Genomic DNA, 13,863 nt, shown 5'->3' with positions numbered 1-13,863 from the left:
TTAAACACATTGCTTAACTTCAAGCGTGACAATCACATTACAAAGTTGTCATCTTTCTAATGAGTCTCTACAAAATGCGTATCCTTATTATTGAAGACGAGATCAAGATCGCCACTTATTTGGTCAAAGGATTAAAAGAGTCTGGATATCAAGCGGAGTGTGTTCACTTAGGGCTGCAAGGTTTGGAAATGCTAAAGAGAGATCAATATGACTTACTTATTCTTGATGTCATGTTGCCGGACATAGATGGTTGGAGCGTATTACAGGTCTTACGCCAGTTTTCAAAAATTCCGGTGATTTTCTTAACAGCAAAAGATCAGGTAATAGATAGAGTTAAAGGTTTGGAGTTAGGTGCAGATGATTACTTGGCTAAACCTTTTTCCTATATTGAACTATTGGCACGTATTAAAAGTCTGTTAAGACGACAGCAATATCTACAAGAAAACGAGTTGTCTATCAGCGATTTAAAAATGGATGTGGTCAGCCATAAAGTATGGCGTAATGGAAACTTAATTGAGCTAAGCAAAACCGAATTTAATTTGTTGCGTTACTTGTTGCTCAACAAAGAGCAAATCGTGACGCGCAGACAAATTGGCTCCGAAGTTTGGAATATTAACTTTGACACAGATACCAACTTTATTGATGTCGCGGTACGCCGTTTACGAAGCAAAATTGATGAGGGATATGAATTAAAACTCATTCATACCATACGTGGTTTGGGCTATAAAATTTCGGTTAGCTTATGAAATTTAAATTTCTGCGTTCTCTTGAAGTCCGTATTACATTACTGGTCACGCTTTGTTCTGCCTTAATTTTATGTTCCGTCGGCTTTATGACCTATTTGGGCATTAACCAGATTTTATTAAAGCAGCAAGATAAAGCTTTAGCAGACAGAATTAACCGTTTGGAAATTTTGCTGCAAGATAGCGAAAATGTAGAGCAAATCATTGCGCGCCCTAAACTGTATCAAAACATGCTCGGCAACCAAGACAATTTGTTTCTGCTCATTCATAAAGACAAAACTTTAATTAATATCAATCCACTGCATATTCAGTTACCTCAGCTTGCACAGCACAACAGTCTTCAATTTCAAGATTTAGCCAACAACTCATATCCAACACGAATTGCTTGGAAAACCATAAAGATTAATAACGAGCCTTATCTGCTCATTGCAGGTAAACAGTGGTCGGAACGCATCAATATTATTTTACCTTTTCAAGAAAGTCTCTTGATGTATGTGGTCGGGGGCGTATTTGCAATCTTTGTACTTTGCATTTTAGCGTGTCATTTAGGTTTACGGTCGCTACAACAGCTTCGCAAGCAAACTCATTCTATTAACGTAAATCAGCTCCAGAAAAGATTAAACCTACCAAATTCTCCTTTAGAAGTTGAGCTACTTTCAAAAGATATAAACCACATGCTTGAGCGTATCGAAAAGGGCTATACGCAGCTCAACCGTTTTTCTGAAGATATCGCTCATGAGTTCCGTACGCCTTTAAATAATCTGATTGGGCAAACCGAGATTGCTTTAACTGGCGAACGCTCGGTTGAGCAATATGAAGATTTGCTGGTGTCTCATTTAGACGATTACCACAGATTAAAACGCATGATTGATAGCATGCTTTTCTTGGCAAGAGCCGATCAGAAAATGGTTCTTGTAAATAAACAGGAAATAAACGTTCAAGATGTTATAGATGGCCTATGCCAGATTTTTGAATATCAAGCTGAAGAACAAGAGTGTCATTTTAGTTTTAACTTAGAGGCTAAAAATTTATTTGCAGATCCTGAGCTATTTCAAAGAGCAGTTTATAACCTGATTTTAAATGCGCTGGTTCACGGTGGTGACAAGCGGACTATTTATATCACAACTAAACATAAGATGATTGAGCATACGCAATGGGTCAGCCTGACTGTGGTAACGGGTGGGGTTTCAATTGCTGAACATCAACTTGAGCATCTTTTTGAAAGATTCTACCAATGCCATTCAAGTCGAAGTGATGAGAATCAAACAGGTGGATTAGGTTTGTCGATTGTTGCTTCAATTATGGATCTACATCATGGTCGCTATCGGGCTTATAACACAGTCGAAGGTGTGTGTTTTGAGCTTGATTTTCCTATTTTAAACTCTACACCATAGTCCCAATTCATGAGCTAATTTTTTATCAGCAACTTCCATGTGTTCATAATTATCATTAAATATATCTATGTTCATGTGTTTTTTATCAAGTATAAATTAAATCCAAATATTTTAACTTCATTTAAAGTTTTTAGTATAAAAGCAGCAATTTTATTCTAGCTACACTTTACTCATAAGAGATATAGATAAGTTTTGAATAAATAGAAGGGTTAAATAATGAAAACAATCGGTTTATTAGGTGGAATGAGTTGGGAATCTACAGCGCTTTATTATCAACAAATCAATAAAATGATTCAGCGTAAATTAGGAAAATTGCATTCTGCTAAGGTCATTATTAATAGTGTTGATTTTGAAGAAATAGCAGCCTTGCAAGCGAAGGGTTTATGGCAAGAAGCTGGCGAATATTTAGCCGAGCAAGCATTAAATCTGGAAAAAGCAGGAGCTGATTGTATTTTGGTGTGTACTAATACTATGCACAAAGTTGCAGAACAAATTGAAGATTCAATTACAGTTCCTTTCTTACACATTGCTGATGCAACGGCAAAAGAAATTTTAAATCAAAACATTACTAAGGTTGCACTGTTGGGGACAGCTTTTACAATGGAGCAAGATTTTTATAAAGCTCGATTACGAGATCATGGAATTGATGTGATTGTTCCCAATGAAGCCGATAGAAAAATCGTCCATCGCATCATTTATGAAGAGCTTTGTTTAGGTGTGATCAACCCAGATTCGCAGCAACAGTACATCGCTATTGTAGAAAGGCTCATAGCTGAAGGTGCTCAAGGGATTGTTTTGGGGTGTACTGAAATTTGTATGTTGATTGGTGAGCTTAAATTCTCGGTTCCTTTATTTGATACGACCACCATTCATGCAAAAGAGGCGGTGAGTTTTGCTTTAATTTAAGAATATAAATTAAATAAATTAGAATGAATAAATTGCTAAAAACTAATTTAAAAATGGAGGATAAATTTTGAAATTTAGATCAAAAATTGATTGGTGGCTTTTGTTAATATTTATTGTTATCACTGCCAATATTGTTATAAAAATTTATGAAGCAAATCATCATTATTCTTTAGCTTCAAATTTTCCGCATCTTATCATTTATAGTTTAGTCATTTTTCTTATTTGGCTTCCCATCTTTAATACTTACTATGTGGTAGAAAACGGTACTCTAGTGATTAAAAGCTTGGTATTCCGATGGAAAATTAATATTAATGATATTACCCAAATAGAACCTACTCATAATCCACTTTCATCTCCAGCGCTCTCATTAGATCGACTCAAAATTTATTATATGAAAAATGGAAAAATCGCAACGGTTATGATTTCACCGAAAAATAAAGAAGCTTTTTTGCAAGCGATAAACAAAAGACTCCATTAAAGTTGCTTGTTTAATTGCAGACATAAATTACGCTATTTCCATGACATCAAAAAAGAAATGGTGATAAATCATGACTAAACGTTTTTTACTGCCAGTTTTAGGCACTACGGTTTTAGTTACATTAGCTGGATGCGCTTCATCCTCACAATATCCGATTACTGAGAGTTATGGTCCAGATCCAAAATTACCTGAACCTAAATCAAGTTTATTTCCCACTGTTAATATTGCACCTGCAAAAGGTTGGCCGAGTGGGGTAATGCCAAAACCCGCGGAAGGTTTAAAGGTAAAAGCATTTGCAAAAGGACTTGAGCATCCACGTTGGCTTTATGTATTGCCGAATGGTGATGTACTGGTTGCGGAAACAGATGCTCCGCCTAAACCTGAAGACAGCAAAGGCATTAAAGGTAAAATTATGTCTTTTGTGATGAAACGTGCAGGCTCATCCCATCCAAGTGCAAACCGTATTAGCTTACTTCGTGATACTAATGGAGACGGAGTTGCCGATCAGAAAACAGCATTTCTTCAAAACTTAAATTCTCCATTTGGCATGGCATTGGTAGGTAATAACCTATATATCGCCAATACGGATGCGCTTGTGCGTTTTCCTTATCAAGAGGGTGGAACTCAAATTACAGCCAGTGGAACCAAAGTATTAGATTTACCGGGCGGTCCTTTAAATCACCATTGGACCAAGAATGTCATTGCTAACGCGGCGGGTACAAAGCTCTACATTACCGTTGGTTCTAACAGTAACGTTGCTGAAAATGGTCTAGATAAAGAAAAAGGTCGTGCACAAATTACAGAGTTTGATATTGCAAGCGGTCAGTCACGTCCATTTGCAACAGGACTGCGTAATCCAAATGGTATGGCTTGGCAACCGCAAAGTGGAAAACTCTGGACCGTTGTTAATGAGCGCGATGAAATTGGTAGTGACTTAGTACCTGATTATATGACGTCAGTCCAAGACGGTGGTTTTTATGGATGGCCATATAGCTATTATGGTCAACATGTAGATGTGCGAGTAAAACCACAAAATCCGGAAATGGTTGCTCGTGCAATTAAACCCGACTATGCACTTGGTAACCATACCGCTTCTTTAGGTCTTACATTTTACACAGCTGAACTCATGCCACAATTTAGAGGAGGCGCATTGATCGGTCAGCATGGCTCTTGGAACCGCAAGCCTCACAGTGGTTATAAAGTCGTTTTTGTACCTTTTAGAAGTGGTCAACCCTCTGGTCCACCACAAGATATTTTGACTGGATTCCTGAGTGATAAAGGCAAAGCGTATGGTCGTCCTGTGGGTGTAGCAATTGATTTTTCAGGTGCCGTATTAGTTGCAGATGATGTAGGCAATACGATTTGGCGCGTTTCACCGGTTGCCGAGACGACTTATGAAGCTCCCATGAAACATGCTATTGGAACCCCGCCAGGCACACCATAAAGTGTTTTAACAATCATTTATTAGCACGGGCGGCCTTTAAGCTTTATAGTGGCTCGCCCAAATGGCTATTATTTAATTTTTAAATAATTGAACAAAAAAAATACTAATTGGACTTTATAAGCCAACTTCTCAAAAATGAATATGTGAAAACGATAATGATGTTTAAGGAACAAACACATGAATACACATATTCGAATTGCCGTGGTTGGTGGTGGTATTGCTGGTCTAGCTTTAGCAAGTAATTTAAGTAAACACGCCCATTTAGATGTGCAAATGTTTGAATCTGCACCTCAGTTTGCTGAAATTGGGGCAGGAATTTCTTTTGGTGCTAACGCAGTCAAAGCCATTGAACTGTTAGGTTTAGCCAACGAATATCACGCGATTGCAGATAAAGTATCGGCACCATTTCAAGATGTTTGGTTTCAATGGCGCAATGGTTACACCGATGAATATTTATCTGCATCTATCGCGACAGATGTAGGGCAGTCATCTGTTCATCGTGCTGATTTTCTAGATGCCATTATTCCTCACATGCCTACGCAAAATGTCCATTTTTCGAAACGGCTAGAAGCAATTGAAGAACAAAATGATCAGGTGGTTTTGCACTTTAATGATGGTAGTCAGCATGAGTGCGATTATTTGATTGGGGCTGATGGTATCCGCTCTGTGGCTCGCCAATATGTTTTAGCTACTCACGATTTACCACCGGTTCATCCACGTTTTTCAGGAACTTGGGCTTATCGTGGCATTATTTCTCACGCTTCATTTAAAGAAGCTTTGCAGCAAATAAACGGCGATACAGATTTAGCAGATATTCCCCAAATGTTATTGGGCAAAGACAAACATATTTTAACGTTCCCCATTCGTAAGGGGGAGCAAATTAATATCGTTGCTTTCTGCTCAAACCGTGAAGATACGGTACTCCCAGCTGATACACCATGGACCAAACCTGTAGATAAAGCTCAAATGCTTTCCGATTTTTCAGACTGGAGCGAAAGCTGCCAAACATTACTCGGTTTAATTGAACAGCCTACCATTTGGGCCTTACATGAAATTGAAGAACTTTCAACTTATCAAAGTGCCTCTGGTCATGTGATTGTTATGGGTGACGCTGCACATGCGATGTTACCCCATCAAGGTGCAGGAGCAGGACAAGGTCTTGAAGATGCCTTAATCCTTGCAGCCTTATTGTCGACAAAAAACTTACAAGCAGATCAGTTAGCCGATGTGTCTTCAATTTATGAAAAGCTCCGTTTAAAACGTGCTTGTCGTGTTCAGCAAACTTCTCGTGAATCTGGCGAAATTTATGAGTGTTGTTCGACTCAGTACCCAACATTTGCCGAAATTGGTGAACATCTTGAACATCGTTTTGATTGGTTATGGCAACACGACCTAGAACAGGATGTTGTAGAAGCAAAGCAACAATTACATCAATTAAAAATGGCAACGATTTAAATAAATTTTTGTTTTACACGCAATTTGCTAAGGAAAGCAATTATGGAAAAACTAAATGCAAATCAATTGATTGATGACGCAAGATTAACACCATTACATTGGCGTGTGATCTTGCTGAGTGCGCTTATTATTATTTTTGATGGCTACGACTTAGTCATTTATGGTGTTGCATTGCCTAAGCTTATGCAACATTGGCAGTTAGATAGTATGACTGCTGGATTACTGGGCAGTGTTGCATTATTTGGCATGATGTTTGGTGCCATGATTTTCGGTAGCTTAGCCGATAAATTAGAGTCTTATGGCTTTAGCCGTAAGCGTTTAATTATGCTGTGTGTCCTTATTTTTAGTGGTTTTACGGTGTTATGTGGTTTTGCCAACAGCCCCAAAGAGTTTGCCATTTACCGTTTTATTGCTGGTCTTGGTTTGGGCGGAGTAATGCCGAACGTTATTGCTTTAATGACCGAATTCGCCCCAAAGAAATTACGATCAACTTTAGTATCGCTCATGTTTAGCGGCTATGCGATTGGTGGGATGAGTTCAGCGCTTTTAGGCATGTGGTTGGTTCCTAAGTTTGGTTGGCAAATCATGTTTATTCTGGCGGGCATACCACTCATTTCATTACCTATTATTTGGAAATTTTTACCCGAATCAATTGATTATCTGGTTCGCCAAAAAAAATGGAATGAGGTACGTGATTTACTTAAACAGTTAGCGCCAGAACAAAACATAGCTGATCATACGAGCATCGTATTACACCAAGAAAACCAACGAACTGCGGCTCGACCTTTGGTTGCTCTATTTACTGAGAACCGTGCTTTAGTCACTGTATTTTTCTGGCTGAGTGTATTTATGGCTTTACTCATGGTGTACGCGCTCGGTAACTGGATACCCAAACTCATGGTCGAGGCTGGATATGATTTATCAACCAGTCTTGTTTTTTTACTGGCGCTAAACTTGGGTGGGATGCTGGGTGCAATCGGTGGAGGCTACTTTGCTGATCGTTTTCACCTAGGCAAGGTCATTTGTTCACTCTTCTTTGCAGGTGCAGTGTCGCTCTACTTGTTGAGCTATGCTTTACCTATGGTCATTTTATATCTCTGTGTTGCCATTGCTGGAGCGGCATCTATTGGCGGGCAAATTTTATTGCTAGCTTATATGGCTCAGTTTTATCCTTCACCAATTCGCAGTACGGGCATTGGTATGGCTTTAGGAGTAGGCCGTATCGGGGCGATTTTAGGTCCGATTTTATGCGGCTGGCTTTTAAGTTTGCATTTACCCATTGAATATAATTTTATCGCTCTAGCCATCCCTTGTGTGCTGGCAACTTTAAGTGTTATTGCCATAAGTATTTGCAATCGAACTAAACGCGTAATGCTAAATTCAAGTATATCTCCATAAGAATGAAGCATTTTTATTCCTATAAAAGGAACTAAACTCTAAACAAAGAAGTTAAAGTCTTTGTTTAGAGTATTTAAAGGATCAGAACCATGGATTTAGGTTTGATTAAAGTTTTTGTCTGTATTTATGAGTCTCGGCATATTAGTAAAGCTGCTGATAAATTAAATTTGAGTCAGCCTTCTGTGACTTATAATTTGAATCGTTTACGCCGTCAGTTAAATGATGAGTTGTTTACCCGAAGCCGAGGTGGAGTCGAACCGACAAAAGTTGCGCATGAGCTTTATCCAATTTTTCATCAAGCAATTTTTAATATTGAATCAGCGATCGCTCAAGCACAGGAATTTCGTCCTGAAAACTCAAATAAAACTTTCCGAATCGGACTCTCTGACGCAGGGGAAATTTGTCTCTTGCCTAGTCTTATGGCTTTTTTGCAGAAAACAGCACCTTATATTCAAATTGAGATTGAAGAGATTCAGTCGTCTAAGGTTGAACAGTGGCTTATTGACGGCTTTTTAGATCTAGCCGTATTTAATAGTACGCAGACCATAATGCCTAAAATAGAAACGCGTACTTTATTTGAAGAAAGATATGTATGCATTGCTAGAGCTGACCACCCAAGGCTACAGCAGCAACTGACATTAGAGCAATATTTGCAAGAAGATCATGTGGCTATCAAATCATCGACAGGACATATCCAAGTTGAGCAATATTTAAAAACAATGGATTTAAAGCGACGAATTCGTTTAGAGGTCCCACATTTTAGTGTTTTACAAGGGGTTGTGCAGAGTTCAGATATGTTGGTGACCTTACCATCGCGAGCAGCTCGGCATTATTTAGCCCATGGTAATGTCCAAATGTTTGAATTACCTTTTGCCATGGATTCTTTTAAAGTGAGCTTGAACTGGTTTAATCGTAGTGATGATATTATTGCCAGAAAATGGCTGATTCAATCTGTCGGTCAAATATTTGAGGTTTTATAAAACTAGTTAACGCTATTTCAAATCTCATTTTTAGTGGAATGGGGAATATTTGAGAGTTTAAAGTTCTTTCCAATTTATTATTAAATTTTGATAGCATTCGCGTTATATACAATAAGAACTTTATATGAATTATGACCGATCAATTAAGAGCAAAATTTGAAAATTTAGAACTTAACGCAGGATTAGGGAAAATTAGCGCCTTTATTTCAATGTCGCTCAGCTTACTTTGTCTATTTGGTGCATTATGTTTTTTATTTCCCAGTGTATTAACCACCCCAGAACTCCGTCCTATTTACGCAAAACACTATAATCTTTTTTATTATGGGCTGATCACAGGCATTATTATTAGCGCTGGTTTTGGTGCATTTAGTGCAATTATTCGTCAAAACCGATATGGTTTTTATGGGTTATGTTTTTCACTTGTGGCAGCGGTTGTGGGTTGTGGTGTAATTGAAGCACCCGTTTTACCAAGTGTACCATTTTATGCAGGTATCGATTATTTTGTACTGACTTTATTTATTTTAGCCTTTGTTTTTATTCCACTTGAAGGTTTTTTTGCTAAAAATCCTGAACAAAAAATATTAAGAGTAGGGTGGGTGACCGATATGAAATATTTCATGGTCAGCCATATTGGCATTCAATTATTTAGCTTTTTAACCGTCATGCCAATTCAATATTGGATTACGCATTTGCCTCATAATCCAATTGTGCCTTATGTACAAGCTCAACCAATTTGGCTGCAATTTATTGAGTTGCTCATTGTGGTCGATTTTACGGTGTACTGGTTACATCGAGCTATGCATGAGGTTAATTTCTTATGGCGCTTTCACGCAATTCATCATTCGACTGAATATATGGATTGGTTAGCATCTTCTCGTTTGCATGTCATTGAAGTGCTCATGACTCGCTTCATTGTTACTTTACCGATTTTCCTGCTGGGTTTTCATACTTCGGCTGTTTTTGCCTATTTAGTCTTTATTTCATTTCACGCTATTTTTATTCATTCTAATGTGCGTTTTCGCTTTCCATATTTACGCTGGATTATCGCAACGCCAGAATTTCATCATTGGCATCATTCTTCAGAAAAACCTGCTATTGATAAAAATTACGCCGCTTTTATTCCTCTATACGATGTCATTTTTAAAAGTGTATATATGCCTAGTCATTTAGCAAGCGTGTATGGCACGGTGGGTTATAAAATCCCAAATAGTTTTATAAAACAGTTTACTTGGCCTTTTAAAAATTATGTAAAGCGTTTTTTGAAACCTTGGCGTGATCAGTAAAGTAAAAAAGCCTCGATGGAGGCTTTTTTTAATCATTATTTGCTTTTAATATTTTTAAAAATCATTACAAGTGCAATCAGAGCAAGACCAATAATTAAACTCATATAAAGGTTGGCACTGCTCATAAGTCCGATTTTACCCACAAAGTAACCTGCTAAAATTGCTGGAATACTAAAAGCCAAATAACTCTCTACAAAAAAAGCAGCCATAAGTCCTGCGCGTTCTTCGGGTAAAGCTAGAGGCATGACTGTACGAATTGCCCCCATAAAGGCTGTACCAAAACCTACCCCCGTAATAATAGAACCTAAGAGTAAAATTGCGGCACTGGTAAAATTAATCGCTAGAAATAAAACGGTTGCCCCAATGATGATGGATAAGGTACCCGTGAGCAAAATACGAAAGTTGGTAGATTTTCTAAGAGTCAGAATCCCTGCTGCACCTGAAAGGGCGAGTGCCATAAACATAACGCCATTTAGCCAAGCTGAAGATGTGTGAAAAATTTTTGCTAATAAAGAGGGCATAAGTGATAAGAAAAAACCACTGACCATCCAAAGCGCAATATTAATAGGACTAATACTGAATAGAGCACTTCTTGCTTGATGTGGAATAGCCATGTTGGGTTTTAAAGAAGCAAGAGCACCTGATCTTTTGCGTACTGTTTCAGGATTAAAAAAACTTAAAATGAGTTCAACTGCAAACAATACACATAAGAGTTCAAAAACTAGATGTAAAGGTTGAACCGAAAATTGCAGAATAAGGCATGTAATAAAAATTCCTACTGCCATGCCGACCATGGGAGCAATACTATTAATTAGGGAACCATGATGCTTACTGAAATCTAAAATTGCGGCTCCAATTGCAGAAACAGCAAGACCTGTTGCAATACCTTGTAAGCCACGCGCAATAAATAACATCGAAACATCTGAGGCAAAAAGGAAAAAACTCATTGAAGCAATTTGCAAAAAAATTGCTGAAATAATGACAGGCCGACGTCCGATATAATCAGATAAAGAACCAATAATGAGTAAAGAAGCAAGTAAGGTAAACGCGTAGGTCGCAAAAATTAAAGTTAAGGTAACAGGCGAAAATTGCCATGTCTGCTGATACAGACGATATAGTGGTGTAGGAGCACTAGAGGCCGCCATAAAGGTCATGAGCGTGATTGTGTTTAAGGTCAACGCGACTTTTGAATCTAACTGAAAAACTGATCCAGACCGTTTTGAACTTGAATTGTTCATATAAGATGAATAACATTAAAGCGAATATTTAGCTTTTATACATTATTTTCACACTAAAGCAAATCATTAGCTTTAGTGTATTTTGTATATACAAATAATATTTTAATAGTTTCCTTTTGAAGTAGAGCTGATTAATGGCAAAAGTTGTTACTGGGTTACGTCCAGGTGGTCGTAGTGAAAGAATTCAAACTGCGGTACATCAAGCAGTAAAAGAGCTTCAAAAAAATTTGGAACAAAGCCAAATTACTATACCTATGATTGCTAATGAAGCAGGTGTAACCCCTTCAACAATTTACCGCCGTTGGGGCGATATCAATCAGCTATTTTCAGATGTGGCTCTAAATGAACTGAAGCCGGATATGGAGCCGAAAGATTTAGGTTCATTTCAGCTTGATATCACTGCATGGATTGAACAATATTTTGAAGAATACTCTTCTGAAGTAGGGCAAACATTGCTACGAGATTTGCTATATGCAACTGAATCTTCAAACGCTCGAAAGTGTGAAACTTTAATCGTTCAACAACTTGATATTATTCAAGCCAGAGCAAAGGCACGTAATGAATTAACTATAGAAAATCAAGAGATTATCGAAGCTGTGATTGCACCTATGCTGTTCAGAATTTTATTCACTGATCGAGCATTAGGCTTAGACTATGTCCAAACTTTATTAGCACGTTTATTCAAAGCACATTCTGATGTAATTTAGTTGAAACGGCTGCAAATCTGAATAGTTTATAAAAATAGGCAAAAATTTATCTTATTATAAAATTTTATATCAATTTTCCTTATTATTTTTAAATTAAATTCTCATAATTTTTAATTTACATGTTTTTTATAAAATCATTTATTTAATAAATGTTTGGGTGGTATAGCTTAATTAAACTTATATAGGCAATATGAATATAGTTTTTATCAAAAATAATAAAAGTAAATAAATACTTATGATTAATTTTAGTTGCATTTTTAATTTTTAAAACCTAGAAATTAAATTGATTTTATATAATTTATTGCATGACTATTAAATTTGACATTTTTTAAATTTATAACACAGGCCGTTTTTTATTCTTTACAATGGCTTTTCCTTGATAAAGCAGCTTGTGGTGTACGCTTTATATTTATTTTTTTATTCCCATCGAAAAGGTATTTAGATAATGGATTTCAATACCCTTGACCAAGAAACAGTACAGAAAAAACAGAAGTTTCACCAAATTTTGTATGTACAGGTCATCTTTGCAATTATTTTGGGCATTTTAATAGGTCATTTTTACCCAGAACTTGGCGAAAGTTTAAAACCACTTGGTGATGCATTCATCAAGATTGTTAAAATGATTATTGCTCCCGTCATCTTTTTAACTGTTGTGACAGGCATTGCCAGTATGACAAACATGAGCCGAGTTGGCCGTGTAACTGGTAAAGCGATGCTTTATTTTCTTACCTTCTCAAGCTTGGCTCTTGTGGTGGGTATGATTGTGGCAAATATTATTCAACCGGGTAAAGGTCTTAATATTGATCCTGCTACTTTAGTCAACGATAAAGTAAATACTTACGTTGAAAAGGCGCACGCAACAAATATTACCGACTTTTTCATGAATATTATCCCGCAAACACTAGTCAGCCCTCTGGCAGGTGGCGAAATTTTGCAGGTTCTATTTGTAGCGGTGTTATTTGGTATTTCTTTGGCTGCATTGGGTGACCGCGCACGTCCAATTACCGATTTCTTAAATAACTTAACAGCTCCAGTTTTCTATCTGGTTGGTATGTTAATGAAGCTAGCTCCAATCGGTGCTTTTGGTGCAATGGCTTTTACCATCGGTGCTTATGGAATCGAATCAATTGGTAATTTATTACTATTAATTATGACGTTCTATATTACAGCGGTGTTGTTTGTCATCGTGATCTTAGGAGCTGTAGCTCGTTATAACGGCTTCTCAATTATCCATTTAATTCGCTATATCAAAGATGAACTTTGGCTGGTTTTAGGGACGAGTTCTTCTGAAGCAGCTTTACCATCTTTAATGGATAAAATGCAAAAAGCAGGTTGTGAAAAATCGGTAGTCGGTTTGGTGATTCCAACAGGTTACTCATTTAACCTTGATGGTACAAATATCTACATGACCATGGCTGCTCTGTTTATTGCACAAGCGTGTAACGTGGACTTATCCATTAGTGAACAAATTGCATTGCTTCTAGTTGCGATGGTAAGTTCTAAAGGTGCAGCAGGGGTGACTGGTGCAGGCTTTATTACTCTGGCTGCAACTCTATCGGTTGTACCAGCTGTTCCTGTTGCAGGTATGGCGTTAATTCTTGGTATTGACCGTTTTATGTCTGAGTGCCGTGCATTAACAAACTTAGTAGGGAATGCCTGCGCAACAATCGTTGTAGCACGTTGGGATAAAGCTTTAGATAAAGATCTTTTAGATAAAGCCTTAAAGAACCATAAAGCAGAATAACCTTATAAAAAAATCTGTAGCTAAGGGCAATTTGGGAGAATAGCCCAGCTACAGATTTTTTTAACGTCTAAAAATATATTTTAATTAAACCAT

The 13,863-nt window shown here is 37.3% G+C and carries 12 protein-coding genes; 11 read left to right on the top strand and 1 reads right to left on the bottom strand.

The genetic code is table 11. The annotated features are described in order from the left end of the window. Nucleotides 1-74 precede the first annotated feature (74 nt). The 9 genes from KTI78_RS05300 to KTI78_RS05260 all read left to right on the top strand — a co-directional run bounded on the left by KTI78_RS05300 (nucleotide 75) and on the right by KTI78_RS05260 (nucleotide 10,081). Complete coding sequence (locus KTI78_RS05300) at nucleotides 75-746, top strand: heavy metal response regulator transcription factor (RefSeq protein ID WP_224991352.1); 672 nt, start codon at nucleotides 75-77, stop codon at nucleotides 744-746. Further along, nucleotides 743-2,137, top strand: a complete 1,395-nt coding sequence (locus tag KTI78_RS05295) for a heavy metal sensor histidine kinase (RefSeq protein WP_262445427.1) — start codon at nucleotides 743-745, stop codon at nucleotides 2,135-2,137. Before KTI78_RS05300 ends, KTI78_RS05295 begins: the two co-directional genes overlap by 4 nt. Nucleotides 2,138-2,353: 216 nt before the next feature. Then, a complete protein-coding gene (locus KTI78_RS05290; protein WP_262445426.1) occupies nucleotides 2,354-3,043 on the top strand; it encodes an aspartate/glutamate racemase family protein in 690 nt (229 codons plus the stop codon). 67 nt (nucleotides 3,044-3,110) lie between these two features. Further along, nucleotides 3,111-3,521 carry a PH domain-containing protein gene (locus KTI78_RS05285; protein WP_239977042.1) on the top strand — a complete coding sequence of 137 codons (411 nt, stop codon included), beginning with the start codon at nucleotides 3,111-3,113 and terminating at the stop codon, nucleotides 3,519-3,521. Nucleotides 3,522-3,591: 70 nt separating this feature from the next. After that, nucleotides 3,592-4,965 carry a PQQ-dependent sugar dehydrogenase gene (locus tag KTI78_RS05280; protein WP_262445425.1) on the top strand — a complete coding sequence of 458 codons (1,374 nt, stop codon included), beginning with the start codon at nucleotides 3,592-3,594 and terminating at the stop codon, nucleotides 4,963-4,965. Nucleotides 4,966-5,142: 177 nt separating this feature from the next. Continuing rightward, nucleotides 5,143-6,420 (top strand): salicylate 1-monooxygenase, encoded by a 1,278-nt coding sequence (gene salA, locus KTI78_RS05275; RefSeq protein WP_262445424.1) that lies wholly within the window; start codon nucleotides 5,143-5,145, stop codon nucleotides 6,418-6,420. A 42-nt stretch (nucleotides 6,421-6,462) separates the two neighbouring features. Then, nucleotides 6,463-7,818, top strand: a complete 1,356-nt coding sequence (locus tag KTI78_RS05270) for an MFS transporter (protein ID WP_262445423.1) — start codon at nucleotides 6,463-6,465, stop codon at nucleotides 7,816-7,818. 89 nt (nucleotides 7,819-7,907) lie between these two features. After that, on the top strand, nucleotides 7,908-8,798 hold the full coding sequence (locus KTI78_RS05265) for a LysR family transcriptional regulator (protein ID WP_016140540.1): 891 nt from the start codon (nucleotides 7,908-7,910) through the stop codon (nucleotides 8,796-8,798). A gap of 131 nt (nucleotides 8,799-8,929) precedes the next feature. Further along, complete coding sequence (locus tag KTI78_RS05260) at nucleotides 8,930-10,081, top strand: sterol desaturase family protein (protein WP_262445422.1); 1,152 nt, start codon at nucleotides 8,930-8,932, stop codon at nucleotides 10,079-10,081. Between the two features lie 35 nt (nucleotides 10,082-10,116). On the opposite strand, the gene KTI78_RS05255 is transcribed toward KTI78_RS05260, so the two are convergent. After that, nucleotides 10,117-11,319 carry an MFS transporter gene (locus KTI78_RS05255; RefSeq protein ID WP_262445421.1) on the bottom strand — a complete coding sequence of 401 codons (1,203 nt, stop codon included), beginning with the start codon at nucleotides 11,317-11,319 and terminating at the stop codon, nucleotides 10,117-10,119. 134 nt (nucleotides 11,320-11,453) lie between these two features. On the opposite strand from KTI78_RS05255, the gene KTI78_RS05250 reads away from it, so the two are divergent. Together KTI78_RS05250 and KTI78_RS05245 are read left to right on the top strand one after the other, a co-directional pair. Then, on the top strand, nucleotides 11,454-12,026 hold the full coding sequence (locus KTI78_RS05250; RefSeq protein WP_262445420.1) for a TetR/AcrR family transcriptional regulator: 573 nt from the start codon (nucleotides 11,454-11,456) through the stop codon (nucleotides 12,024-12,026). 445 nt (nucleotides 12,027-12,471) lie between these two features. After that, complete coding sequence (locus KTI78_RS05245; RefSeq protein WP_016140544.1) at nucleotides 12,472-13,770, top strand: dicarboxylate/amino acid:cation symporter; 1,299 nt, start codon at nucleotides 12,472-12,474, stop codon at nucleotides 13,768-13,770. Nucleotides 13,771-13,863: the final 93 nt, after the last annotated feature.

Source organism: Acinetobacter sp. WU_MDCI_Abxe161 (assembly GCF_025514355.1).
Lineage (GTDB): Bacteria > Pseudomonadota > Gammaproteobacteria > Pseudomonadales > Moraxellaceae > Acinetobacter > Acinetobacter pittii_E.
The sequence above is the reverse complement of the archived record's forward strand: the minus strand, read 5'-3'. Positions and strand labels throughout refer to the sequence as shown.